This window comes from Marinococcus sp. LNSP9103-4 (assembly GCF_056034345.1).
Map to the genome: position 1 here is coordinate 11,635 of NZ_JBQLIA010000012.1, position 24,660 is coordinate 36,294.

Below are 24,660 nucleotides of genomic sequence, written 5' to 3' on the forward strand. Positions count from 1 at the left end.
TTTTCCCTTCCTCTGTTAATATTAATCACTTAATATAATTACAATTAAATGAATTTCCTTTTAGGACGGAAAAACAGCTGCACAAACAGAATCAATGCAGCCACAGCCGCCGTCCATGCTACCAGATTTACTTCCTGCCAGCGCTGCACAAAAATACCGGTAAACGCCCATACAAATACCAGCGTATATAAAACATCGCCCGTTTTTCTATAAAACAAAATCACGGCAGCAGAAGCTGCAGTAATCGCAAGAGCAGTCCACCAGCTGCCGTCGATGATCCACCCGCGTACATCACTCGCTGTAAGTACAACACCGATGTTCGTAATAGAAGCGACTGTAACCCAGCCAAAATATACACTGATTGGTATCAGCAGAAGCCCCCGGCGCGGGCTCGTTTTAATTTTCATATAGATAGCACCCAGGCTGAGCCACAGGCCCAGAATAGCCGCCATCGTCCCGTAAAATATTTCATAATGAAATAAGAAAAGCCACAGAACGTTAAATATACAGGACAGAATAAATGTATAACCGATGCCTGCATATATATGCTCTTCCGTCGGTTTTGCGAAAAAAGCACGCAGCACCCACAAAATCATCAGCAGATAAATAACGCCCCATATCGAAAAAACATAGCCTGCAGGGGTGAATAGTACATTGAGGCTGTCCGAGATGCTTCCGGTAGTATGGCCGTTTAACGGCAGAGCGTTGGCAAGCCCGTTGACAGCAATGACCACCGCAGAGCGAAAGCGTTCAGAAGCTTAAGCTTCATGGAAGGAACGGAAAACATAAACACCCACCTTTGATTAAAAGACCTGGCCGCAGCTGCTTCAGCTGCCTATATACGTTATGTTCATTTTAAAAAATCCTCCGGCCGTTGTTGACCGGAGGATTATTCATCTTCTCTTTAGTTAATTTCTGCCGGTCTCGGCCCTTTACGTGCGCCTTTATCCAGACGGTTAATGGTCGCCATATCTTCATCCTCAAGCTCAAAGTCAAACACATCGATGTTGCTTTCAATGCGTTCCGGTGTCACTGATTTCGGAATGATGATTGTATCATTTTGCAGGTGCCAGCGCAGAACGATCTGGGCCGGATTTTTTCCGTGCTTTTCTGCGATGTTTTGAATGTGTTCATCACCAAGCACTTCTCCGCCCTGCATGATAGGGCTCCATGCTTCCACATAAATGTTTTTCTTTTTGCAATAATCCTTTAATTCATTCTGGGCCAGGTAAGGATGGCATTCCACCTGGTTTAATACCGGCTTCACTGTGCATTCGTTTAAAATTCTTTCCAGGTGCTCCACCTCAAAATTACTTACGCCGATGGCTTTTACTTTGCCGTCTTCGTAAAGCTTTTCAAGCGCCTGGTACGTTTCTACGTAATCGTCATTTGCCGGCGTCGGCCAGTGAATCAGATATAAATCCACATAATCGAGTCCCAGTCGTTCCAGGCTGGCGTCAAATGCCTGCAGCGTATTTTCGTAGCCGTGATCAGAGTTCCATACCTTTGTCGTAATAAAGAGATCTTCTCTCGGAATTTCGCTCGCTTTAATCGCACGGCCGACTCCTTCTTCATTTTTGTAGATCATAGCCGTATCGATAGAACGATAGCCAGAGTTCAGCGCGTGAGTAACAGCCCGTTCAGCTTCATCATCACTTACCTGAAAAACACCGAAGCCAAGCTGAGGCATTTGCAGCTGATTGTTTAAAGTTACGTAATCCATATTGTATACCTTCTTTCTGTATATGCTGTGACTATTACTGTATACCCGCTGTTCTTTAAATTACACCTGCAGGATTCACCGTTTTTTTACAAGACGCTGGAGATAGTGCTTCCACTCCTTTACGCTTGCCGGCTTATTGCTGCCGCTTGAAATGGAGATCTGCACCCCGTCTTCCATGAACGAAGCTGGAAAAGCTACATTACCAATTGAAGGGTTATCGGCACCGTTCACCAGCTGCCAGGGATGCTTATTCCTCGCAATCATTTGCTGGGCTGATTTATCCCCGGAGGCGGACACAATCAACCACGCGTTCTCCAAATCCTCCGGCTTGCCCATTTTTTGCTTCCAGTCCACCTTATTTTCTTCCCAAAGCTTTTTCAGTCCTTCAGACAGCTCCGGTGCCACAATCGTTACAGCAGCATTTGCCTTTAACAGCTTGCCGGCTTTACGTTCCGCCACACTGCCGCCGCCAATGATTACAGTTTCCCTCATTTCCAGATTTACAGCTAGCGGAAAAAGAAAGTCAGACATGAATGCCTGCGTCTTTCTCAAGTGTTTCAGCGACACGGGATTCAAGCACCGGAAGCAGCCGTTCGTCGAACCCTAAAAAGTCGCACCTTGTAAAATGCCCGGGTTTGGCCTGATTGTAGTGGGCCGCTGCTTCGTCCATCTCTTTAATGAGCAGTCCGACAAACATTAAATATGGCAGAACGTATACTGGCCGCTCTCCTTCAGCCAGCTCTTTCATTTTTTCCTGAAACCCCGGCTCGGCGGCAGCCAGGAAAGCTGTTTCCACCCTCGAACGGCCGGTATGCTTCTCAAGCTCTCCGGCTATACGGTAAAAGTCTTCGATTGCCCCGGGATCCTTTGCACCTCTTCCTACAAACAGGATGACTGCTTCTTCCTCCGGCCTCCATCCTTTTACCCGGAGACGGTCCAGGAGAAGATCGTTAATACGGTCATGAACACCAAAAGGGTTCCCGTACTGAATAGTTACTTCAGGGTGCATCTGCTGTACTTTTTCGAGCTCTTCAGGAATATCTTTTTTGATATGACCGGCTGAAAGCAAAAGCACCGGCACAACAGCCAGGGTATCGGCACCATTTTCAATGCACTCAACAGAGCTTGTGACGATATCCGGCTCTTCCAATTCCAAAAAGCAGGTTCTCTGCTCGTAATCCGGGAAAGCAGCTCCCGCTTTTTTCGTAAAAGCTTTTACCTGTTCATTGCCCTCGGGGACTCTCGTGCCGTGTCCAACAAACAAAATAGCTTTCATGATCATTCCTCCTTAAATAATAGGGCTGAAGCAATCTTGAATAGAGGCAGTGACTGCCTCCGCCGAAGCCTCTGCTGTCGTATCCACATGGATTCCGTATTTTTCAGCCTGCTCTTTCGTGCGTTCACCAATGCACACTACCGTTTTTTGCGACCACCACCGGCCAGCGTCTCCATTATACAAGTCATTGATTTTCCCCACAGCTGTAGTGACAGCTTTTTTACATGGGAAAATCACTGTATTAATGGAGTTATCCATCAGCAGCCGCTCAAGTGTATGATCTGAAGACACGGCACTCTTTAACACATGCCCTATGTCACTGCTGGCCTCGGGACCGATTTCTTTTATCCATTCTTCGCTTCCAATAGCATGAACGCTCTCTGTATGTCCCCACCGCTCTTTCGGGCGAAATTCGGGAAGAACGCCGTAGTCCTTCCATTTTTCTTCTGCCCGGCGGGTTGCGGCTGTAAGAAGGCAGGTTACCTGTCTCAGGTCCAGACGCCAGTTCTTTAACTGAGACACAAACGCTTCAACGTCACTGGCTGTTTCAAATACAATTTCATCATAGGGAAGATCCTTTTGTAGGTGGATAAGCTCCGGCAATGTTTCTTCCCATACCGGCCCTTCATACACCTCCGCCCCCTGACTCTTCCAATCACTGCTCCATCTGCCTGCACCCGGTGTTGTCCGCACATGCCATATGTAGCGGCCAAACAATGGCAGCTCTTCAAACCAGGTGGAGGACGGTCCAGCTTTAACGACGTTGCCTACCAGCGTAATCGAAGGGTTTTCAATCGCATGCTTCTGTACAATATCATTGATATCTGCCAGTGTGCCTTTAACTGTCCGCTGCTTAGAGTATGTGCCCCACTCGACTACCATCACGGCCGTATCCTTAGGCTTTCCCGCTTCTATGAGCCGCTTCGTTATAAAAGGCAGGTTTTTGACCCCCATGTAAAAAGCGACTGTATCAATGCTTTTGGCAAGCGGTTCCCAGTCCAGGTCCGGCTCTCCAGTTTCCTTTTTCGTATGGGCCGTAATCGCTGCAAAGCTTCCTGAATAGTCGCGGTGGGTTACAGGTACTCCGGCATAAAGCGGGGCAGCTATACCAGAGGTGATGCCCGGAACAATTTCGTACTCGATACTGTTTTCCTCCATCACGGCCGCTTCTTCCCCGACTCTTCCAAACACACCAGGGTCACCGCCTTTAAGACGCACTACCCGTTTTCCCTCCCGGCTTTTTTCCACCATCATTTCCTGAATCACTTCCTGCCGCAGAATATGCTTCTGCGGCAGTTTTCCACAGTATATACGTTCCGCTTCAATCGGGGCCTGTTCCAGAAGAAGCGGGTTGACCAGCCTGTCATAAAAGATGACGTCCGCCTGCCGGATGCACTCTGCTCCGCGCACGGTAAGAAGACCTTCATTTCCGGGCCCTGCTCCTACTAAATACACTTTTCCAGCTGCCACCCAACCCCTCCTTTCTCTTTATTAAATGGTAAAAAAGGACACGGCTTTACAGCCCGCGTCCTCTACGTATCTTTCTTTATTGTTCTTCGATGTAATCCCAGTTCACTAACGCGTCCACCACTTCCTGGGCAGATTCTTCAATGGATTTTTGTTCCGTATTTACCGTGAGCTCCGGGTTTTCCGGTTCTTCATAGGGAGCGTTGATCCCGGTAAAGGAAGGAATTTCTCCGGAGCGGGCTTTTTTGTACAACCCTTTTGGGTCCCGCTCTTCACACGCTTCGAGGCTCGCCTCTACGTACACTTCGATAAATTCTCCATCCGGGAGCAGTTCACGCACCTGATGGCGGTCCTCCCGGTACGGGGAAATAAAAGCAGTGCTGACAATCTGGCCGCTGTCAACGAACAGCTTTGCCACTTCTCCGATGCGGCGGATGTTTTCTGTCCGGTCCTCCGGAGAAAAGCCAAGGTCCTTATTCAGGCCGTGGCGGACGTTATCTCCGTCGAGCACGTAAGTATGGCTGCCCCGTTCAAAAAGCTTCCGGGAAACGGCGTTTGCGAGCGTGGATTTACCGGATCCGGAAAGACCGGTAAACCATAGCACAAAGCTTTGATGCTTATTTTTTTCCTGACGTTCTTCTTTGGATACCGAGGCATCGTGCCAGACGATATCGGTGGATTTAGACCCCATCGTTTTCCTCCTGTCGTTTATGAATTGGAAGTCTGGCGCTGCATGCCGCGGATTAATACTTCCACGACCTCCGGACGGCTGAACTCTTTTGGAGGCATTTCGCCATTGGTCAGCATGGCGCGCACCTTCGTACCGGAAAGAATGACATGGTCAGCTTTGTCGTGCGGGCACGTTTTGGCTGTTGCCATGTTTTCACATTTCAGGCAGTAGAAGGAATGCTCAAAGAAGCGCAGCTGAATGCCAAGTTCTTCAAACGTAAACTCGGAGAAAATTTCCTGAGCGTCATACGTGCCGTAATAGTCACCGACACCAGCATGGTCACGGCCTACAATAAAGTGGGTGCAGCCGTAATTTTTCCGGACCATGGCATGGAATATTGCTTCCCTCGGCCCGGCGTAGCGCATAGCAGCAGGAAATACGGCTAAAAACGTCCGGTTCTCAGGATAATATTCATCAAGAATGGTTTCATAGCTTTCCATACGCACATCGGCAGGAATATCATCTGATTTTGTTGCTCCGACAAGCGGATTTAAAAACAGGCCGTCCACGGTTTCAAGCGCTGCTTTTTGAATATATTCATGCGCCCGGTGAACAGGGTTTCTCGTCTGAAAACCGACTACGGTATTCCAGCCGCGGCTTTCAAACGCGCTGCGCGTTTCTTCCGGGTCCAGATAATAGTTTTCAAACTGTTCGTGGCTGATTTCTTTTACAAGCGTAATTTTACCGGAAACATACGTGTCCGGACGATCGTACATTTTCTTTACGCCGGGGTGGGCTTCTTCTTCGGTGCGGTATACTTCTCTTGCTTCCCGCGTTTTATCCGGAGCATAGAATCCTTCAAGTTCAATCGTACCGTACGTTTCTCCGTCAAAAACCAGAAGGGCTTCCTCTCCTGCTTTCAATTCCTCCGCTTTTTCCTTCGTAACCGGAAGGGTAATAGGAATACTCCAGACTGTACCGTCCGCCAGGCGCATCGAAGAAACCACCGAGTTGTAGTCCTCTTCGCTCATGAAGCCTTCAAGCGGACTGAATGCTCCGTTTGAAAGCAGTTCAAGGTCAGATAAAGCGACCTCATCAAGCTCAATTTGTTTTTGAATGGATGAAACGTCTTTGTTCAAGTCCTTACGATTTACTAATTTCCCACCGTGCGGTGTGCTTAAAGCCATGATCATCGTCCCTTCTTCATCTTAATTCATCAGCGGTGCAGGCCGCATTCTGTTTTTCCGCTTCCTGTCCAGCGTCCGCTGCGAAGGTCTTCGCCTTCGAGCACCTTTGCAGTGCACTGTACACAGCCGATACTTGGATAATTCTGCTCGTGCAGTTCATTGTAAGGAAGGCTGTTGTCTTCGATATAGGCCCAGATATCATCCCACGTCCAGTGGATTAGAGGACAGATTTTAATCGATTCAAACCGCTTATCTTCGTTTACAAACTGCGTGTTGCGACGCGTAAGTGACTGCGACCTGCGCAGGCCGGACATCCAGGCGCCGTACTGGCTCAATTCGTTTTCGAGGGGCTGCAGCTTCCGAATACTGCAGCAGCGGTCCGGATCTGTTTCCCAGAGTCTATCGCCTTCCTGGGCCGCCTGTTGTTTAGGCGAAAGCTCCGGCTTCAGCATTTTAATATTTAACTCCGGATACTTATCACGAACTGCATCAATTACATCATACGTTTCTTTAAAATGAAACTGGGTGTCGAGAAAAGCGATGGTTGCATCTGGTTTCACCTGGCTGATTAAATCGATCAATACAATTCCTTCAGCTCCGAAACTGCATGCGTATACTAAATCATCGCCGTATTCGCCGTAGGCCCAGCGGATAACTTCAAGCGCACTTTTTCCTTCCAGCACTTCGTTATTCACTTGCTCCAATTCATTTGTCTGCAGGGAATCATATACTATCATGCGCTTCCATCCCTTTCACTTTAATATTGTACCTGTTTCTATAAAAAATGAAAATCTTATTTTAAAGTCTTTGAAATCCTTAGTAAGTTTATCAGGTTTATTAGCTTACAGTATATTTTAGTGGCTTCCTTTTGCAAAGTCAACAATACAAATCGTTTAACTAGGGATTATTCATAGGGGAATTTTCCCGGTCATCCTATTTCCTGTTAGCATTAGCTTTCACATCAGTATTTATGGCATAATATAAAAGGATCTTACTTTTAAAAGCAGCATCGGTTCAGCGCACAATTTTTAGGAGGTTACGAATGAAATTTATTGATAATGAAGGCATTAATGACCCAAGAATCAATTTAGCCATTGAAGAATTTGCTTTAAAAAACATGGATCTCGACAAAGACGAAATGTATTTGCTTTTTTATGTAAATAAACCTTCCATTATTATTGGGAAAAATCAAAATACAATTGAAGAAATCAACACCGATTATGTGGAGAAGCACAACATTCAGGTGGTACGGCGCCTTTCCGGCGGCGGGGCAGTATATCACGATTTAGGCAATTTGAATTTCAGCTTTTTAACTAAAGATGATGGCAACAGCTTTCAAAATTTCCAAAAATTCACTCAGCCGATCGTCGATGCTTTGAATAATATAGGAGTCCCGGCCGAAATGTCGGGGCGTAATGATTTACAGGCGAACGGGAAAAAAATTTCCGGCAATGCCCAGTTTGCCACAAAAGGGAGAATGTTTAGCCACGGCACCCTGATGCTCGATTCAGAAATTGAAAACGTCGTAGCTGCGCTGAATGTAAAAGACGAAAAAATCCGCTCGAAAGGGATCAAGTCCATTCGGAGCCGTGTAGGAAATATCAATGAGTTTTTGGATGAGCCATTGTCCGTAGAAGCCTTCAAACAGCTCATTCTTCGCTATATTTTTGGAAGCGACGAAGACATCGAGCAGTACCGCCTGACCGATGAGGACTGGAAGGAAATTCATAAGATATCCGAGGAACGTTACAGCAACTGGGACTGGAACTACGGCAGATCCCCGGCTTTTGATATACACCGCAGCAAAAAATTTGATGCCGGCATGCTCGACATCCGCTTCAACGTAAAAAAAGGCGTGATTCAGGAAACGAAAATATACGGTGACTTTTTTGGTACCGGGAACGTAGAGGATCTCCAGGAAGCACTTCAGGGTACGAAATATGAACGCGATGCCATCTACAAAACATTATCGCAGTTTGATCTGTATACGTATTTTGGAGCTATCTCCATTGATGAAGTCGTGGACTTAATTTATTAATTCAGATGATTTTTTCGTAAAAATGGGAAATTACTCATTTTTTACGTGACCTTAGACCCTTATTTAAGTGTCTCCACTCCTCTACAATGAAATACTAGAGACTAATAACCCGGAAAAGGTGAGTAAATAAAATGGCATTAACAGAAATTGGTATTGATTTGGGAACCGCAAATATTCTTGTTTACACGAAAGAAAAAGGCATTATTCTTAACGAGCCTTCCGTTGTAGCGCTTCATATCGACACAAAAGAAGTCTACGCTGTAGGTACAGAAGCAAAAGAAATGGTTGGAAAAACTCCGGCCAATATTATCGCGACCCGCCCGATGAAAGAAGGCGTTATTGCAGATTATGATATTACATCCGCAATGCTTTCTCATATCATGAAAAAAATTCAAAAAGAAGCAGGCTTTACTCTCCGCAAACCGAAGGTCGTAGTATGTACGCCGTGTGATTCCACTTCCGTAGAACGCCGGGCTATCCGGGACGCAGTGCTTGGATGCGGGGCTAAATCTGTTTCCTTAATCGAAGAACCAATTGCAGCGGCGCTCGGGGCAGAGCTGCCTGTAGATGAACCTAAAGCGAACGTAATCGTCGATATTGGCGGGGGCACGACAGAGGTTGGCATTATTTCCTACGGCGGCATTGTTTCCTCCCGGGCGATCCGCCGCGGCGGAGACCATCTGGATGAAAGCATTACCCAGCATGTCCGCAAGGAATACAACATGCTGATCGGCGAACGGACCGCTGAAAATATCAAAATGGAGATCGGCTCCGCTATCCCTGACGGTGAAGTCCGTACGATGGAAATCCGGGGCAGAGACCTTGTGAACGGGCTGCCAAAAACCATTACTCTCGAGTCACCGGAAATCCACCGGGCTATCACAGAAACCCTCGAGCAGATTCTGGAAACCATTCGCGTTACTCTTGAGCAGTGTCCGCCGGAACTGAGCGGGGACATCGTCGATCAGGGAATTGTGCTTACTGGCGGGGGCGCGCTACTGAACGACCTTCAAGAGTGGCTGAGCCGCCAGATTGTAGTACCGGTCCACCTTGCATCATCACCTCTTGAGGCTGTCGCGATTGGTACCGGTAAATCGCTGGCAATGATCAACAGTCTGCAGAAGGCTTCTATGTAATAATCAAAGAATCGTCCCCTGGCCTAATAGCCCGGGGACGATTCTTTTATATTCGATAATAGATTTTTCAAGTGTTTACTACTGTATCTGTTTTTGCAGCCACGGGTACAGGTGGTCCAGCAGTTCGTGGGAGAGATTGTCGTTCTGCTGTTTTAAGTACCTGCGATGCGTTTTCATAATCGAAAACTCTTCCGGCTGGTGTCTGAGAATATGATTCATCTCTTCGACTACATAAGCCTCCACCGGACCGCTTGTATGCTGAGCAATTGCACTGACGTCTTCCGCTTTCACCTGGGCATCTTTGCCGCCATTTACGGCAATCACGGGGATGCGCATGCGGTGAAAGGCCTCTCGCGGGTCATAGTCAGCGTGCTCCTGAAACCATTTTACGTTTACATTTTTATATTTTTTTGAAGCCTCTTCATCAAGCAGCTCCTTGAGCACTTTATGCTGCTTTTTGATCATCCGCTTGTTTACTTTCCCCGTCTTCAATGCACGGTAAAAGATCCCTTTCCCTTCACTTATTTCCCTTTCTACCGATTCTCCCTGTTCGAGTAAAATATCAAACAGTGGCTTAGGCGACGATGCGAGTGCCATCAACCCCTGTACCTTTTCTTTTTCAGCCACTTTTGGAGCAATCGCCCCGCCTTCGCTGTGACCGAGAATGAAAATTTTCTCTTCATCAATTTCAGGGATCATTTTCAAAAGACGCACCGCAGCAGCACCATCTTCGATTAAATCCTGCAGCCCCGTCTCAAGGAAATCTCCTTCACTGCTCCCTGTGCCTCTCTTATCATAGCGCAGCGCCGCTATGCCCTGCTTTTCAAGCCAGGCCGCCAGTTGGTTATAAATGTTTAATTTCATCCCCGGGGCATTTCCATCGCGGTCTACAGGACCGCTCCCCCCAATTATCAGCACACCAGGGACTTTTTCATGCCCGTTCTCAGGCACGGTGAGCGTTCCGTATAACGTTTCTGTTTGATCAAGTGTTATCAGCTGTTCCATGCTTTCACGCTCCATTAAAGGGTTTTTTATTAGTATTCCTATTTTTCGTTTAATAAAAACCTTTTTCACATTGATAATTATATTGACTAATTTGTATATACAAGTTAAAGTGAATTTATAAATTGGTATCGTTTTCAAATGCATTCATTTAAGGGGGAACAAAAATGGCAAAAATCACAAAGGAAGCCGTGGAAACGATTGTAGAAGCCGTGGGAGGCAATGAAAACATAGAAACAGTCACCCACTGCGTGACAAGACTGCGATTCGTTTTGTACGACGAAGAAAAAGTTGACAAGGAAAAGCTCACAAACCTCGAGCTTGTACGGGGAGCTTTTGCCTCCGGAGGCCAGTACCAAGTCGTCATCGGCCAGGGCACAGTAGACAAAGTGTATAAAGAGCTGATGAGCGTTACAGGCCGTTCTGAAGAAAGCGGCGGCCGTGCAGGAAACGAAGATTCTGAAAGCGATACCAGCGAAAAGCAGAAATCCGGCAAAAAACAGAATGGGTTTCAGCGGTTTATTCGCCTGCTCGCTGACATTTTCATTCCGATTCTTCCCGCCATTATCACTGCAGGGCTGCTGCTTGGTTTAAATAACCTGTTAACCGGCCCCGGTATATTTTTCGACGAAGCTGTCATCGAAGTATATCCGCAGTGGACCAGTTTTTCTGAAATTATTTTTATCATTGCAAACGCTTCATTTAACTTCCTTCCTGTTCTCATAGGGTGGTCGGCAGTCAGGCGGTTTGGAGGCAGTCCCCTCCTCGGTATTGTACTCGGGTTAATTTTCGTTCACCCGGAGCTTTTAAGCGCATATGCTTATGGTGATGCAAGTGCAAACAATGAAGTTCCAACCTGGGATTTATTTGGCTGGAACGTTGAGCAGGTCGGCTATCAGGGTCAGGTACTTCCAGTGCTTGTAGCCTCTTATGTACTGGCACAGATTGAAATCTTTCTTAGGAAACGAATTCCTGACTCCATCCAGGTGCTGCTGGTGGCACCGATCGCTCTGCTTGTTACCGGGTTCTTTACCTTTATTATTATCGGACCGGTTACATTTGGTCTTGGGAACGCGATTACCGACTTCTTCCTGTGGACCTTTGATCAATACGCATGGCTTGGCGGCCTGCTTTACGGTCTCCTTTATGCACCACTTGTTATTACCGGGCTCCACCATACATTCCTTGCGGTGGACCTGCAGCTTACAGCTTCAACTGACGGCACCTTCTTATGGCCGATTCTTGCTCTTTCCAACATCGCCCAGGGCTCTGCTGCTGTCGGTATAATGATTTTAGCCTGGAGAGATCAGAACATGCGGGGGCTCGCAGGCTCCGCCGGCCTTTCGGCGTACCTTGGCGTTACCGAGCCGGCATTATTCGGGGTCAACCTGCAGTACCGATTCCCATTCTTCTGTGCGCTCATCAGCTCTGCCATCGCAGCAACGTTTATCAGTATTAATAACGTCCTGGCCTTTGCTGTCGGCGTCGGTGGTATTCCCGGCATCTTTTCCATCCGTCCGGGAGACTGGGGAGTGTTCTTTATCGGAATGCTGATTGTCATTATCCTCCCGATTGTATTAACCTATCTCTATGGGCGTATTCGCAAAGTAGAAGTTTAACTAATGAATTCAGGCGTCTGCTGGTCCACTTGGCAGGCGCCTTTGCTCCATACAGCATATATGCGAAAGGATGAGCAGAATGGAACCGTGGTGGAAACGCGCAGTTATTTACCAGATTTACCCTAAAAGCTTTAACGATACGACCGGGAACGGAGTAGGCGATCTCCCCGGTATTATCGAAAAGCTTGATTACCTTCAGGATCTAGGAATCGATGTTTTATGGCTAAATCCTGTGTACCCTTCTCCTCAAAAGGATAATGGATACGATATCAGCGATTATTATAATATTTACGACGTATATGGAACGATGGAGGACTTCGAACGTCTGTTGACTGAAGCTCATGCTAAGGGCATGAAGATTATTATGGATATCGTTATTAACCATACCTCCACAGACCATGCCTGGTTTCAGGCTGCTTCGTCAGATGCCGCGAGCTCTTACCGCGACTATTACATTTGGAAGGACCCTGTGGAAGGAGACGTGCCAAACAACTGGGTGTCTAAATTTGGCGGATCTGCATGGCAGTGGCATGAGCCGACAAACCAGTACTACCTGCATCTGTTTGACGTCAGTCAGGCCGATTTGAACTGGGAAAATGAAGAACTGCGCCGTCAGCTGTACGACATGATGCACTACTGGTTCGATAAAGGTATTGATGGATTCCGGCTCGATGTCATCAATTTAATTTCAAAGGATCAGCGGTTTCCAAATGACGATATCGGCGATGGCCGCCGGTTTTATACGGACGGGCCGAGAGTGCACGAGTGGATGCATGAAATGAATCAAAACGTATTTGCCCCGCACGGAGCTATGACGGTCGGAGAAATGTCCTCCACAACGATCGACCATTGCATCAAATACACCCGCCCGGACCGGGAAGAACTGAGCATGACCTTTAATTTTCATCATTTAAAAGCGGATTACCCCGGAGGAGAAAAATGGACCCTGCCCGAATTCAATTTTGTGCAATTAAAAGAAACGTTATCGGACTGGCAGAGCGGTATGTATGAAGGCGGTGGCTGGAACGCGCTGTTCTGGTGTAACCATGACCAGCCCCGCATTGTAAGCAGATACGCCGACGACGGCAAGTACCGCGTAGAATCGGCAAAGATGCTCGCAGCAACCATGCACTGTATGCGCGGAACCCCTTACGTCTATCAGGGCGAGGAGCTTGGGATGACGGACCCTTCCTACAGCTCCATTAACGACTACCGTGATGTGGAAACCATCAACTATTATGATATTATGCAAAAGCAGGGAAAAAGCCCTGAGGAAGCGTTCGCTGTCATTCAAGCCCGCTCCCGGGACAACGCACGTACGCCGATGCAGTGGGACGGATCGAAAAATGCCGGTTTCAGTGAAGTCGAGCCGTGGCTGCCGGTGCCGGAAAATTATACGTTCATTAATGCCAAAGAAGCGGTAAACGATCCCGAATCTGTGTATCATTTTTACAAAAAATTAATTCAGCTCCGCAAGGATTACAAAATCCTGACGACCGGGAATTACCAGCTTTATCTGCCGGATCACCCTTCTCTTTTCGCCTACACACGCGAGGACGAAGATGAAGCCTTACTCGTTATAAGTAATTTCTCATCTGATACGATTCAGGCCGGCAGGCTGGCTCTTCCCCGAAAAGAAGTGGCGGGCACTGTCTTTGTCACCAATTACAAACGGGATAGCTTTTCCCTGGAAGCTGACAGTCTGCAGCCTTATGAAACAATCGTTCTGCATTATCAAAAATAGCCGTCCTGGGGTGTAACGAGCATGAGCACAAAAAGAAAATATCTAGACATCTATGAAGAAATAGCACGAGGCATCCGTAATGAGCAGTTTCAGCCTCATGCCCTGCTTCCTTCTGAGCATGAGCTTACTTCTATGTATGACACGTCACGGGAGACGATTCGAAAAGCCCTGAATCTGCTTTCCGAGCACGGGTATATTCAAAAAATACAGGGCAAGGGCTCCGTCGTGCTTGAAACTGGCAGGTTCGATTTTCCCGTTTCCGGGCTTGTCAGCTTTAAAGAGCTGGCGGAACAGACCGGCAGCAACAGTAAAACCCATGTGCATTCCTTAACTCTCTCTACTGTGCCCCCGGCGCTTCAGCATGCGCTCGAGGTTCAGGAAACGGAGCAGGTCTGGGAAGTAAAACGCCAGCGGAAAATGGATGGCGAAAACATTGTGCTCGACATTGACTACCTGCTTGAGCGCTGGGTGCCTGGTCTCACCGAAGACATTTGCGCCGATTCCATTTATGACTACGTGGAGAATAAACTGAAGCTTGTAATCAGCTTTGCGCGTAAGGAAATTACTATTGAAAAGCCGACGGAAGAAGATAAGCAGCTTCTTGATCTTTACCCGGATTCGAGTATTGCAGTCGTCCGAAACTATGTGTATCTCGATAATGCAGAATTATTTCAATACACCGAGTCCAGGCACCGTTCGGATAAGTTCCGTTTTATCGACTTTGCCCGTCGTCACCGTTAAAATGGTATCAGGAGCAAGATAAAGACAAATCAAAGGAGTGATTTCTCCTGTTTACTATACGGGATTATCCGGAGTTTTCCTGGTCGCTGTCGAGGCATAAAACGCTGCTTCAATGCGAACGACAGTATGCCCACCAGTATTACTCCTCACACAACGGCTGGCTGCGTAATGCGGATCCTTTTCCACGTCATGTCTACCGGTTGAAAAATTTAACTAATCTCGAAATGCTGTTTGGGTCTATTGTGCATGATTTAGTGGAAGAAACGCTGAAAAAATATTTAACTGATGGCCATCTGCCGACAAAAGACACTTTGAAAGAAACGATCCGCACCCGTCTGAACGCAGGATTTATCGATTCTACCCAAAATGTCGAACAGTGGCGTAAAAAACCGAAACATACGACAATGCTCCATGAAATTTACTACGGAGAAGAGAAAAAGCTGCCCGCGGAGAAAATTAAAAAAATCCAGGACCGTCTTGAGGCTGTAGTAGAGCACATTTTAACCTGTGACACGGTACTCGAGCTTACTTCTGACCGGCCCACCTATTACCTCGAATCGGAAGAACTCCGCACGATGAGCCTTGAAAACACAAAGGTGTTTGCCGTTCTTGATTTTCTTTATAAAGATGAAGAAAACAATAAATGGGTAATCGTGGACTGGAAAACCGGCCTGCAGACAGAAGAAGATCCGTATCAGCTTGCGCTGTATGCGCAGTACGTCCTTGACTACTACCCGGAAACAGCTCTCGAGGATATCGTCGTGCGGAATGAATATCTGCTCGAAGGCACCAGTGTCGAACACAAGCTTGATCATTCCACTCTTCAGGAAGTCAGAGAGCTGCTCGTCCAGAGCGTGGAGCGTATGGCCGGCTTCCTTGAGGACAAAGAAGCCAATAAACCACTGCCGCTCGAGTATTTCAAAAAAACGACCAACACCTTCGCCTGCAAGCGGTGTAACTTTTATGAACTGTGCTTTCCGGAGCAGTAATAAAGCGGCGTTCCGCTGCCATAAACGAAAAGTACCAGCGTCCGTAGTCGGACGCTGGTACTTTTTTATTTCGGAGGCATACGGAGTGCGCCGTCCAAACGGATAGTTTCCCCATTTAACATCGTGTTTTGGATAATTTCTTTCACAAGCGAGGCGTACTCATTCGGAAACCCGAGCCTTCTTGGAAAAGGAACGTTCTGTCCCAGCGTCTGTCTCGCTTTTTCCGGAAAGGACATATAAAAAGGAGTTTCGAACAAGCCCGGAGCGATAGCCATGACGCGTATGCCAAAGTCTGAAAGCTCTCTGGCCGCCGGCGCCGTCAGGCTCCATATGCCTCCTTTAGAGGCACTGTAGGCAGCCTGGCCGACCTGGCCTTCGTAGGCTGCGATCGAAGATGTATTAATAATGATGCCTCTTTCTCCCTGTTCATTTGGTTCATTATGTCTCATCGCATCTGCACCGAGCCGGAGCATATTAAACGTCCCAACCAGATTCGTCTGAATAACGCGGTTGAAATGCTCCAGGGAATGCGAATCCTTTTTATTCAAAATCTTCTCTGCAAGTCCGAGAGCTGCGCAATTGACTACACCGTCAATACGCCCGAACGTTTCTATTGTTTCATCAATAGTTGCTTTTCCTTTTTCATCTGAAGTAACGTCCATTTCAATAAAAATGGCGCTGTCCCCAAGCTCTTTTGCTCTTTTTCTTCCGGGTCTCACCTCAAAATCGGCGATAACCACCTTCGCACCGTTTTCTACAAGCATATTCGCCGTAGCACCGCCAAGTCCGGATGCACCGCCCGGCAGTAAAAAGACTTTTCCGTTAATATCCATACTGCTTCCTCCCCTGTCTGTTCCTAAAGTATAAGCCACTACTGTCATTCTAACTTATAATTACCCTAAAGAACCATTCATCAAAAGTATATCCGCCTCCCTTTTCGGGAATATTTAAAAAAACGTGTAGATTCCTTTTTACAGTGGGAAGGTTATAATAAGAAAAGATGGATAGTATGTCCGCCAAAGGAAAGGAATGGAATGGCCCATGAAACAAACGACCGGCTGGATGATTTTAAGGTTTGTCATCGTTATAATAGCCGCTTTCGCCCTCGCATGGGCGATTGGCAAGATTTTTTCCTATACGTATCCGTTCTGGATCGCTGCTTTTTTCGCTTGGATGCTTATGCCGCTTACGAGATGGCTTCATTATAAACTGCGCCTGCCAAATGGGATAGCTGCCCTTGTAGGGCTCCTTCTTACTTTAAGTATCGTTGGAGGCATTATTACCGGACTGATCTTTCTTTCAATTGAAATATTCAATGTGATCGCTGAGAAGGGTCCCGCGTGGATGGAGAATACCTTCCAGCAGATGCAGAATTTTTACAATGAAAACATCCTTCCCTTTTGGGAAAGAGCCACCGGAGCCGCTTCCGGCATTGGCGGTCAGTCTTCTGTAGATCAGGGGATAGCCCAGCTTGGGAGCCAGCTCGGCTCTGGCCTTGGCTCGGTCGCCCAAACCATTGCCGACGCTTTGACCCAATTAATTTTAGGTATCCCTACGCTTTTGATTGTCCTGTTATTTATCGTACTCGCTATTTATTTTATTGGAAAAGACTGGAATCGATACGCCGGGAAAATGAAATTGGCCCTGCCTCCCTTTGTTATTGAGCGGTTGAAAGCTTTTTATCAGGCCATGTGGGCGAGAGTGTTCGGCTACATCCGGGCACAGCTGATCCTTATGCTTGTGACGGGCGTTATTGTGCTAATCGGCCTTCTTATCATGAGAGTCGAAGGAGCTTACTGGCTTGCGGCCATCGTTGGTGTCGCTGAATTTCTTCCTTATTTGGGCACCGGCACTATTTTAATTCCGTGGGGAGTGTATCTGATTCTGACGGGCAATTTCGGTCTTGGGCTCGGTCTATTGATCCTTTACACCATTACAATGATTGTCCGGCAGATTATCGAGCCAAAAGTGCTCTCTTCGAGCATGAATCTGAATCCGCTCGCCGTGCTGATTTCCCTGTTTGCCGGCCTGCAAATGTTTGGAGCTGTTGGTCTGCTGGCGGGGCCTGCCATTTTGGTTCTATTTATTATTCTTTGGGATATTGGTGTTGCGAAAGATATCTCCCGCTTTATCCGATACGGCTTTGATAAATAAAGCGTCCTTCACCACGGAAAAGACGCCTGGCACCTTTTGGAACGACAACGGTTTCTTTTCCGTAACTTCTGTTATGATTACCCCCAATTAGGGAACGGAGTACTATACTTATTATTTTGATTCAGAAAGGGTGTCAACATTGGATTCAACAACCGTTCATTCATCTAATGAAGAAGAAATACTGGCCGCCTGGCAAAAGGCCGATGATGCTTTCGCTCCCTGGGCTTCTCTGCCTATAGAGAAACGGCTGAGCTACATACAGCTGCTTCGTTTTACTATTAGTGAGCTTCGCGAAGAGATTGCTGACATTATCTCCTCCGCTACAGGAAAACCACCTATTGAAGCCATGGGTTCTGAAGTCATTCCAGTGCTTGAAGCACTGCGCCACATTGAAAAAGAAGCTCCCGGCCTTTTCAACCGTGAGCGGGTCAGAACCCCAATGATTTTCATGGGTAAAAATTCATCAATTATCCGGAAGCCCCGAGGAAAAATTGCTATTATCTCTCCATGGAATTTTCCGTTTCAGCTTTCTCTTATCCCTGTTGTCGAAGCTCTGACCGCAGGAAACTGCGTGCTTTTAAAGCCTTCCGCAGAAACGCCGCTTGCGAGCCTTCTTCTCGAAAAAATCTCGGGGCTTTTTCCTGAGGGAGTTTTTCAAGTCCTTCACGGCGGAGCTGAAACTGGACGCTTAATGATTGAGCAGCAGCCGGACTACATTCATTTCACGGGCTCGGTCGCGACAGGAAAGGTTATCCAGAAGCAGGCCGCCGAGCATTTGATCCCTACCACCCTCGAACTGGGCGGAAAGGATGCTATGGTCGTTCATGAGGATGCAAACGTGGAACGGGCGGCGAATGCTGCTTCCTGGGGGGCTTTCATGAACAGTGGCCAGGTCTGTCTATCTGTCGAGCGCGTGATAGTGCACGAAGAGGCTCAGGAGGAATTTTTGAACAGTGTACGCAGTACCATCGCCGGTCTGCGCCGGGATGGCGACAAGGAGTATGAAATCGGTCGGATGACGACAAAAAAGCAGTGGGATATTGTCTACAGCCAGGTCCAGGAAGCACTTGACCAGGGGGCCGAACAAATAGCCGGGAAACCTCCGGAACAGTGGGACGACCAAACCCTGACAATCGAACCGGTTGTTTTGACTGGAGTAACCGGAGAAATGCGGGTATGGAAGGAAGAGACTTTCGGTCCTGTATTTTCAGTACGGACCTATTCTACAATAGACGAGGCGCTCGAGCTGTTCAACGATACCGTTTACGGTCTGAGCGGATCCATTTTCACTTCCGATCAGGAGCTTGCGGCAAACTTCACTGCAAAGGTCCGCACGGGCAACTTCATGATCAATGATGTAATATCCCACGCTGCCAATCACTACCTTCCTTATGGAGGCACGAAACAGAGCGGCATTGGATCCTACCACTCCACCGCAGGCATGCGTTCATTCAGTATTGAAACGTCCGTTATGAGTGCAAGAGGGAGTATGAACAGCGAAATTTTATGGTATCCTTATGAAGGAAAGTTCGAATCACTTTCGCAGATCATCGACTATTACTATGGCAGAAACCGTAACTGGAAATCATTTTTGCAAACGTTTATGGGCCTCACACGCCGGCCGTAATGCTGATGTTTTCCGCCTGCCTTTAGGAGCATGAAAAATGGGAAGTTCATCAAAATGGAGAGCATTCACCCCGAAAAAGCTGTGGGACCGTGTTAAGCAGACACTTCAGCCTGCTTCCGCGAACGGGGAAAAATCAAACAGCAGACTGGACCGGCGGCGGCAGCACAAAGAGCGTCAAAAGGACACACGCCTGTATAAAACATCGCTTTATGCGTTTTATACAATGTGTGTACTGCTGATGCTTATGCCCTTTGTTTATTTTCTACCGTGGCCATCCATTGCCACCTGGCTGGTCGGGCTGATTCTGCTTACGCTCGGAACAACAACAACCCTCGCTGCAATCACAATAAAAAAGCAGTCACATCACGTGCCGCTTTTATACATGTGGTTTATTCTGCTCATGTCTGCATTATTATTAATTATCTACCTGGGCATACTTATTTATTTTCGTTTTTTTCTGCTTTAATCGCCCCGGTCTACTTTTTAAGGTATGGATCGAGTGTTTTATCCTGAAGTGGTTTGTACTGCATCTCGTAGGTTGCTTCGGGCACTGGAAGGAGGCCGGCTTGTTCGGCCTCCTTTGCTGTTTTTGCCGTGTATACTACCGGAATGCCGCTCCAATTGATGGCAGCTTCACACATTGGGCACGGCTCACCGCTCGTATACAGCTCGCAGTCACTTAAATCCGTAGTTTCTAAGAGCCGCGAAGCGGTCCTTATTGCTTCGAGCTCAGCATGAGTCGTCGGATCGAAGGTTTTAAACGTTTTGTTCCCTTCCTCTGCCACTATTTCCCCGTTCCGGACAATGACACACCCAAAAGGATCCCCTTCTCCTTCTTTTTTTACCCTTTGGGCCAGCTGAATCGCCCGCTTCATTAAAGACTCATTATACATAACCGTGCCCCCTATACTTTAGACTGGTATTCATTTACGAAGGCGCTGTAAAGATGCTGCGAATACTCCAGATCTTCTCCGTGACAGATTGATAATTTTCCAGGAGCCACTTTCTGTATAGTTTTCGTGCTTCGCATCGCCCGGTCCATATTAGCAGTAAACTGTTTCATTGGAGGGCCTATACGCCCATTTTTAGAAGTAATCATGTCGCCAGTGATCAGCACATCATCTTTTTTATGATAATAAGCGGTATGACCCGGCGAGTGCCCCGGCGTAAAATATGGATCAATTCCCATCATGGAATGAAAAACGCCACGGCTGTCCCCCGGCAGCTGCTTTACAGAAAATCCTTTTGTATAATCGGTCGGTTTTTTACGGTTAGGATAAGGTTTTTCCCCCGTTATGTAAGGAATCTCGAGCCCATGAATATAAACAGGTGCATTTACTTTATCCTGAATATAAGCGAGTCCGCCTACATGATCCGGATGACCGTGGGTTAATAAAATCATCTGAACCCGTCCAAAACGCGCTGCTTCTTTTAAAATTCTCGGCGCCATTGGCCGGATGCCCGTATCGATAATGATTGATCCGTTCTCATGCTTCACGACCCAGGCGCTGATGGTAATACCTACTTTCATGTGCACCTTAATAATATTTTCACTCACCTGGCTTACTTTCACCATCTGCGATCCACTCCTTTCTTCCTTTTCCCTTCCCTTCCTGCTTCCGATTAACGCTTTATTTTTTCGGGAAAGAGAATAACGCTGATCTAAATCTAATCATCTGTTTACAGTGTACACAATATTGTATATAAAATTCTACCGCGAAAGGATGTTATTTATGCTCTCCCCCTGCCCTAACAGTCCAAATTGCGTTTCCACCATGAGCTCCCCTGAAGATAAACGTCATTACATGGAGCCCATCCAGTATTCAGGCAGCCCGGAAACAGCGAAAAGCACTATTCGACATATCATTCAGCAGCAGAAGTATGCGGAAATTGTTCATGAGGATGATAACTATATTTCGGCTGTATTCACGACCCCGGTACTTAAATTCAAGGATGACATCGTATTTTATTTCGGAAATCATGGGCACGTCCATTTCCGTTCGGCTTCAAGGCTCGGCAAAGGTGATATGGGTAAAAATAAAAATAGAATGAAAGAAATTACTGCCCGGTTTTATGACCAAAATAATGAATAATAAATAAGAAAAATTTCTTGTTTTTATTGAATTCCTCCCCCTTTTATAGTAAAGTCGGATTTGTTGATATTGATAATCTTTTTCAATTAGGGGGATATACATATGAATAAAAAGACTTTTTTAACATTTTTAACGATACCCGCTTTATCGCTTTCACTTGCTGCATGCAGTTCTTCAGACGACAGCAGCGGCTCGGAAGAATCCGGCAGCAATGAGGAATCTTCTGAAAACAGCGAATCTGTGACGGTAACAGATGGGTATGACAACGAAGTAACACTCGATGAAACACCGGAGGATGTAGTCGCCCTTGAATGGGTGTATGCAGAAGACTTGCTCGCTCTGGGCATGCAGCCTGCCGGTATTGCTGACCTGGACGGCTATAACGATTATTTATCCGATATCGAGCCCGCTCCTTCCGGGGATGTGCAGGACGTCGGGACGAGACAGGAGCCAAGCCTCGAGCGCATTGCCGAACTTGAACCCGATTTGATTATCACTGCCGGCTACCGTCATGAAGATATCAAAGAAGAGCTTGAAGAAATTGCACCGACGCTGATGTATAATCCATATCCTGCAGAAGGAGAAGGCAATCAGTACGAGGAGATGGAATCAACCTTTGAGAGCATCGCCACAGCTGTTGGAGAGGAAGACCAGGCGGAGCAGGTGTTAAATGATCTGGACAGCACCTACGACGACCTGTCAACGGAAATTGAAGACGCCGGCCAGGATAATGAAGAAGTACTGCTTTCCCTTTCTTATCTGGCAAATGAAAATGTCACTTTCCGTCTGTTTGCCGACAATTCGCTTGCCGCCCAGACGATGGAGCAGATTGGTGTGGAGAATGCCTATGAGGCTGAACAGTTTGAAGAATACGGCTATACCGAAACAGGCGTCGACGCTCTCGAGGATTATCAGGACCAGACGTTTATAGATATCCCCACACCGGAAGGCGATCGTGATAATATTGAAGAAACGCTGAATAATAATGAAGTATGGAACAGCCTTTCTTTCGTCGAAAACGATGATGTTCACCGTCTTCCGAGCTCTACATGGCCTTATGGCGGTCCGCTTTCATCCGAAGTATTCGCTGAAGAGGTTGCAGACGCTTTAACAAATGAGGAGTAATTATGAATTCGCCTTTCGTTTCAAGAGCTGTTCTGCTGTATACTAGCGGAGCAGCTCTTCTCTTGCTGCTAGTATATCTGCACCTTGTGCAGAGCACCGGTACTTTTTCAGTTCGTTTCTGGTGGGATCTCCTTCAGAATACCGAATCTACAGAAAGCAGTATTTTCCGGACTGTGTATCTGCCGAGGATCGTTATCGGCATACTTTCTGGTATAGCTTTAGCTGCTTCCGGTGTTATTTTTCAAACTATCACAAAAAATCCTCTGGCAGCGCCGAGTACCTTAGGCGTCCATGCGGGAGCCTATTTCTTTATCGTTGCTTTTGCTACAATACTGCCGGACTGGCTGGGCCTAAGCGGATTCATTGCTGCGTTTGTCGGCGGGTGTTTGGCAGCATTGATGGTGTTTACGATGGCCGGCGGACTTGAAGCTACACCGGTCCGGATGGCATTGGCCGGGCTTGTGCTTTCTATCGCCTTTTCGTCATTTACCGCTGTTCTGCAAATATTTTTTGAAGTGCAGACAGCCGGCTTGTTCTTGTGGGGAAATGGCACTCTTGTGCAGCAGGATTGGAGCGGAGTCCGCTTTGTCTTTCCTGTACTGATTGTGCTTTTATTTCTGGTGTTCTTTTACGCTCCCCGCCTCGATATCCTGCTTCTCGGTAAAAACCAGGCGGCTACACTTGGAGAAAACGTACGGGCTACGCAGGCATTGATGTTTTTTCTTGCCGTAGGTCTTACTGCCATCGTCGTAAGTGTTGTTGGACCCATAGGCTTTATCGGCCTGGTAGCTCCTCATTTGACACGATTGATGGGGTATCAGCTTCATTCCAACCTTCTGTTTGGTTCCATGCTTTGGGGGGCCGTGCTCCTCATCGGGGCCGACGTGCTTGGAAGAGCCGTTGACCCTTCCCTCAGTGAGCTCCCTGTTGGTGCTGTTACCTCGATAGTCGGCGCTCCGTTTCTTGTGTGGCTGATTTTAAAGCACCGGGGCTCTTTTTTCGGCACAGAGCAGCAAAGTGCTATTGGGGGCGGGCGTAAAAGGCGGGAGCTGAAATACCCTGTCGTTTTAACAGGTGCTGTAACATTTACCGCTCTCGTTTTTTATGCGGGATTAGCCAGTGGCTCCACAGGATTCAGCTTTGTGGACACCTGGCAGGCACTCTTCACAGAGGAAGGCAGCGGCCAGCGGTTCATCATATTCGACTTAAGGCTCGGAAGGCTTTTAACGGCGCTTACAGCTGGCATGCTGCTTGCACTAAGCGGCATGCTGTATCAGGGTATTCTGCGCAATCCCCTCGCAGATCCTTCAGTGCTCGGGGTGACTTCAGGAGCAGGCGCGGGTGCTCTGTTTGTGCTTTTTCTTTTCAGGGACATTCCAACTGCCTTTATTCCGATTGGCGCTATTGCCGGGGCTTTCGCAGCGGTAGGTGTGATTTTGTTTTTCTCCTGGAAAACTAAATTTCACCCCGCTGTACTGGCGCTTCTCGGTATCGCCCTGTCTGCTGTGGGCGGCGCCCTGTCACAAATTATGATAACCCGTTTTAATTTAAACGCTGCCGCTGCTTTAACATGGCTGTCCGGCAGTACGTATGCGACTGGCTACGAAGAGCTTCAGCAGTTTCTGCTGCTCCCGCTTGCCGTAAGTATACCGCTTGCCTGGTATTTAGCGCCTTCCCTAAATGTGCTTGCGCTCGGGGACCAGACAGCGATCGCTCTTGGAGAACGTTTAACCTTTGCCCGCTGGACCGCTGTACTGCTTGCCACCTTCTGTGCCGCCATGGCAGTAGCTGCCGTTGGCACGATTGGCTTCATCGGACTTGTAGCGCCTCACTTAGCCCGTATGCTTGTCGGGCAGGATTACATGCGCATTTTTCCTGTAGCTTTGTTTATCGGCGGCTCTCTTCTTGTGTTTTCCGACACGATCGGACGCACCGTGCTCGCCCCTGATGAAATCCCATCGGGACTCGTGGCTGCTGTGATCGGCACCCCGTTCTTTTTATGGCTGATGCACAGAAGCTCTAAATCGTAATAATCATGCAGAAAGAAAGCCAAGAACCCGCGGAAGGGG

The 24,660-nt window shown here is 47.5% G+C and carries 24 protein-coding genes; 12 read left to right on the forward strand and 12 right to left on the reverse strand.

Going from position 1 to position 24,660, the window contains the following annotated elements; genetic code table 11:
* Positions 1-44 precede the first annotated feature (44 nt).
* The 8 genes from ACTRXG_RS09715 to ACTRXG_RS09750 all read right to left on the reverse strand — a co-directional run bounded on the left by ACTRXG_RS09715 (position 45) and on the right by ACTRXG_RS09750 (position 7,060).
* On the reverse strand, positions 45-734 hold the full coding sequence (locus tag ACTRXG_RS09715) for a TspO/MBR family protein (protein WP_474284790.1): 690 nt from the start codon (positions 732-734) through the stop codon (positions 45-47).
* 170 nt (positions 735-904) lie between these two features.
* Positions 905-1,723: an aldo/keto reductase gene (locus ACTRXG_RS09720; RefSeq protein WP_474284791.1), complete on the reverse strand. Its 819-nt coding sequence runs from the start codon at positions 1,721-1,723 to the stop codon at positions 905-907.
* 75 nt (positions 1,724-1,798) lie between these two features.
* Positions 1,799-2,254 (reverse strand): precorrin-2 dehydrogenase/sirohydrochlorin ferrochelatase family protein, encoded by a 456-nt coding sequence (locus tag ACTRXG_RS09725; RefSeq protein ID WP_474284792.1) that lies wholly within the window; start codon positions 2,252-2,254, stop codon positions 1,799-1,801.
* Complete coding sequence (locus ACTRXG_RS09730) at positions 2,247-2,999, reverse strand: sirohydrochlorin chelatase (protein ID WP_474284793.1); 753 nt, start codon at positions 2,997-2,999, stop codon at positions 2,247-2,249. Before ACTRXG_RS09730 ends, ACTRXG_RS09725 begins: the two co-directional genes overlap by 8 nt.
* Positions 3,000-3,011: 12 nt before the next feature.
* Positions 3,012-4,469: a uroporphyrinogen-III C-methyltransferase gene (cobA, locus tag ACTRXG_RS09735; RefSeq protein ID WP_474284794.1), complete on the reverse strand. Its 1,458-nt coding sequence runs from the start codon at positions 4,467-4,469 to the stop codon at positions 3,012-3,014.
* Positions 4,470-4,545: 76 nt separating this feature from the next.
* Positions 4,546-5,157, reverse strand: coding sequence for an adenylyl-sulfate kinase (gene cysC, locus ACTRXG_RS09740; protein ID WP_474282550.1), 612 nt, complete (start codon positions 5,155-5,157; stop codon positions 4,546-4,548).
* Between the two features lie 17 nt (positions 5,158-5,174).
* Positions 5,175-6,323: a sulfate adenylyltransferase gene (sat, locus tag ACTRXG_RS09745; protein ID WP_474263503.1), complete on the reverse strand. Its 1,149-nt coding sequence runs from the start codon at positions 6,321-6,323 to the stop codon at positions 5,175-5,177.
* A 29-nt stretch (positions 6,324-6,352) separates the two neighbouring features.
* Positions 6,353-7,060, reverse strand: coding sequence for a phosphoadenylyl-sulfate reductase (locus ACTRXG_RS09750; protein ID WP_462864886.1), 708 nt, complete (start codon positions 7,058-7,060; stop codon positions 6,353-6,355).
* Between the two features lie 305 nt (positions 7,061-7,365).
* Between ACTRXG_RS09750 and ACTRXG_RS09755 the strand changes: the two genes are divergently transcribed.
* Positions 7,366-8,361, forward strand: coding sequence for a lipoate--protein ligase (locus ACTRXG_RS09755; RefSeq protein ID WP_474284795.1), 996 nt, complete (start codon positions 7,366-7,368; stop codon positions 8,359-8,361).
* Between the two features lie 131 nt (positions 8,362-8,492).
* Positions 8,493-9,497: a rod-share determining protein MreBH gene (gene mreBH / locus ACTRXG_RS09760; protein WP_474263499.1), complete on the forward strand. Its 1,005-nt coding sequence runs from the start codon at positions 8,493-8,495 to the stop codon at positions 9,495-9,497.
* A gap of 78 nt (positions 9,498-9,575) precedes the next feature.
* Here the strand turns inward: mreBH and ACTRXG_RS09765 are convergent, their stop codons facing one another.
* Positions 9,576-10,502, reverse strand: a complete 927-nt coding sequence (locus ACTRXG_RS09765; protein ID WP_474284796.1) for an alpha/beta hydrolase family protein — start codon at positions 10,500-10,502, stop codon at positions 9,576-9,578.
* Positions 10,503-10,666: 164 nt separating this feature from the next.
* On the opposite strand from ACTRXG_RS09765, the gene treP reads away from it, so the two are divergent.
* The 4 genes from treP to ACTRXG_RS09785 all read left to right on the forward strand — a co-directional run bounded on the left by treP (position 10,667) and on the right by ACTRXG_RS09785 (position 15,592).
* The gene (gene treP, locus ACTRXG_RS09770) at positions 10,667-12,118 is read left to right on the forward strand and encodes a PTS system trehalose-specific EIIBC component (protein WP_474284797.1); all 1,452 of its coding nucleotides are present in this window, start codon (positions 10,667-10,669) and stop codon (positions 12,116-12,118) included.
* 79 nt (positions 12,119-12,197) lie between these two features.
* Complete coding sequence (gene treC, locus ACTRXG_RS09775) at positions 12,198-13,862, forward strand: alpha,alpha-phosphotrehalase (RefSeq protein ID WP_474284799.1); 1,665 nt, start codon at positions 12,198-12,200, stop codon at positions 13,860-13,862.
* Positions 13,863-13,883: 21 nt separating this feature from the next.
* The gene (gene treR / locus ACTRXG_RS09780; RefSeq protein WP_474263491.1) at positions 13,884-14,603 is read left to right on the forward strand and encodes a trehalose operon repressor; all 720 of its coding nucleotides are present in this window, start codon (positions 13,884-13,886) and stop codon (positions 14,601-14,603) included.
* An 86-nt stretch (positions 14,604-14,689) separates the two neighbouring features.
* The gene (locus tag ACTRXG_RS09785; RefSeq protein ID WP_474284818.1) at positions 14,690-15,592 is read left to right on the forward strand and encodes a PD-(D/E)XK nuclease family protein; all 903 of its coding nucleotides are present in this window, start codon (positions 14,690-14,692) and stop codon (positions 15,590-15,592) included.
* Positions 15,593-15,657: 65 nt separating this feature from the next.
* Here ACTRXG_RS09785 and ACTRXG_RS09790 read toward each other — a convergent pair whose 3' ends face one another.
* On the reverse strand, positions 15,658-16,425 hold the full coding sequence (locus ACTRXG_RS09790) for a 3-hydroxyacyl-CoA dehydrogenase (protein WP_474282544.1): 768 nt from the start codon (positions 16,423-16,425) through the stop codon (positions 15,658-15,660).
* A gap of 208 nt (positions 16,426-16,633) precedes the next feature.
* Here ACTRXG_RS09790 and ytvI point away from each other — a divergent pair, with 208 nt between their 5' ends.
* The 3 genes from ytvI (at position 16,634) to ACTRXG_RS09805 (ending at position 19,839) form a co-directional block, all read left to right on the forward strand.
* A complete protein-coding gene (ytvI, locus tag ACTRXG_RS09795) occupies positions 16,634-17,746 on the forward strand; it encodes a sporulation integral membrane protein YtvI (RefSeq protein WP_474282542.1) in 1,113 nt (370 codons plus the stop codon).
* Positions 17,747-17,885: 139 nt separating this feature from the next.
* Positions 17,886-19,373, forward strand: a complete 1,488-nt coding sequence (locus ACTRXG_RS09800; RefSeq protein WP_474284800.1) for an aldehyde dehydrogenase family protein — start codon at positions 17,886-17,888, stop codon at positions 19,371-19,373.
* A 37-nt stretch (positions 19,374-19,410) separates the two neighbouring features.
* A complete protein-coding gene (locus ACTRXG_RS09805) occupies positions 19,411-19,839 on the forward strand; it encodes a hypothetical protein (protein ID WP_474284801.1) in 429 nt (142 codons plus the stop codon).
* A gap of 10 nt (positions 19,840-19,849) precedes the next feature.
* Here the strand turns inward: ACTRXG_RS09805 and ACTRXG_RS09810 are convergent, their stop codons facing one another.
* Complete coding sequence (locus ACTRXG_RS09810; RefSeq protein WP_474284802.1) at positions 19,850-20,266, reverse strand: nucleoside deaminase; 417 nt, start codon at positions 20,264-20,266, stop codon at positions 19,850-19,852.
* 11 nt (positions 20,267-20,277) lie between these two features.
* Positions 20,278-20,949, reverse strand: a complete 672-nt coding sequence (locus ACTRXG_RS09815; protein ID WP_474278689.1) for an MBL fold metallo-hydrolase — start codon at positions 20,947-20,949, stop codon at positions 20,278-20,280.
* A 157-nt stretch (positions 20,950-21,106) separates the two neighbouring features.
* On the opposite strand from ACTRXG_RS09815, the gene ACTRXG_RS09820 reads away from it, so the two are divergent.
* The 3 genes from ACTRXG_RS09820 to ACTRXG_RS09830 all read left to right on the forward strand — a co-directional run bounded on the left by ACTRXG_RS09820 (position 21,107) and on the right by ACTRXG_RS09830 (position 24,621).
* Complete coding sequence (locus ACTRXG_RS09820) at positions 21,107-21,466, forward strand: DUF1499 domain-containing protein (RefSeq protein WP_474284803.1); 360 nt, start codon at positions 21,107-21,109, stop codon at positions 21,464-21,466.
* A 102-nt stretch (positions 21,467-21,568) separates the two neighbouring features.
* Entirely contained in the window at positions 21,569-22,591 is a 1,023-nt protein-coding gene (locus tag ACTRXG_RS09825) for an ABC transporter substrate-binding protein (RefSeq protein ID WP_474284804.1), read from the forward strand.
* A gap of 2 nt (positions 22,592-22,593) precedes the next feature.
* Entirely contained in the window at positions 22,594-24,621 is a 2,028-nt protein-coding gene (locus ACTRXG_RS09830; protein WP_474282536.1) for an iron ABC transporter permease, read from the forward strand.
* Positions 24,622-24,660: the final 39 nt, after the last annotated feature.

Coding starts and splice junctions, on each gene's coding strand:
- ACTRXG_RS09720 (WP_474284791.1), bottom strand. CDS start 1,723: ATGGATTACGTAACTTTAAACAATCAGCTGCAAATGCCTCAGCTTGGC.
- ACTRXG_RS09725 (WP_474284792.1), bottom strand. CDS start 2,254: ATGTCTGACTTTCTTTTTCCGCTAGCTGTAAATCTGGAAATGAGGGAA.
- ACTRXG_RS09730 (WP_474284793.1), bottom strand. CDS start 2,999: ATGAAAGCTATTTTGTTTGTTGGACACGGCACGAGAGTCCCCGAGGGC.
- cysC (WP_474282550.1), bottom strand. CDS start 5,157: ATGGGGTCTAAATCCACCGATATCGTCTGGCACGATGCCTCGGTATCC.
- sat (WP_474263503.1), bottom strand. CDS start 6,323: ATGGCTTTAAGCACACCGCACGGTGGGAAATTAGTAAATCGTAAGGAC.
- ACTRXG_RS09750 (WP_462864886.1), bottom strand. CDS start 7,060: ATGATAGTATATGATTCCCTGCAGACAAATGAATTGGAGCAAGTGAAT.
- ACTRXG_RS09755 (WP_474284795.1), top strand. CDS start 7,366: ATGAAATTTATTGATAATGAAGGCATTAATGACCCAAGAATCAATTTA.
- mreBH (WP_474263499.1), top strand. CDS start 8,493: ATGGCATTAACAGAAATTGGTATTGATTTGGGAACCGCAAATATTCTT.
- ACTRXG_RS09765 (WP_474284796.1), bottom strand. CDS start 10,502: ATGGAACAGCTGATAACACTTGATCAAACAGAAACGTTATACGGAACG.
- treP (WP_474284797.1), top strand. CDS start 10,667: ATGGCAAAAATCACAAAGGAAGCCGTGGAAACGATTGTAGAAGCCGTG.
- treC (WP_474284799.1), top strand. CDS start 12,198: ATGGAACCGTGGTGGAAACGCGCAGTTATTTACCAGATTTACCCTAAA.
- treR (WP_474263491.1), top strand. CDS start 13,884: ATGAGCACAAAAAGAAAATATCTAGACATCTATGAAGAAATAGCACGA.
- ACTRXG_RS09790 (WP_474282544.1), bottom strand. CDS start 16,425: ATGGATATTAACGGAAAAGTCTTTTTACTGCCGGGCGGTGCATCCGGA.
- ytvI (WP_474282542.1), top strand. CDS start 16,634: ATGAAACAAACGACCGGCTGGATGATTTTAAGGTTTGTCATCGTTATA.
- ACTRXG_RS09805 (WP_474284801.1), top strand. CDS start 19,411: ATGGGAAGTTCATCAAAATGGAGAGCATTCACCCCGAAAAAGCTGTGG.
- ACTRXG_RS09810 (WP_474284802.1), bottom strand. CDS start 20,266: ATGTATAATGAGTCTTTAATGAAGCGGGCGATTCAGCTGGCCCAAAGG.
- ACTRXG_RS09815 (WP_474278689.1), bottom strand. CDS start 20,949: ATGGTGAAAGTAAGCCAGGTGAGTGAAAATATTATTAAGGTGCACATG.
- ACTRXG_RS09820 (WP_474284803.1), top strand. CDS start 21,107: ATGCTCTCCCCCTGCCCTAACAGTCCAAATTGCGTTTCCACCATGAGC.
- ACTRXG_RS09825 (WP_474284804.1), top strand. CDS start 21,569: ATGAATAAAAAGACTTTTTTAACATTTTTAACGATACCCGCTTTATCG.
- ACTRXG_RS09830 (WP_474282536.1), top strand. CDS start 22,594: ATGAATTCGCCTTTCGTTTCAAGAGCTGTTCTGCTGTATACTAGCGGA.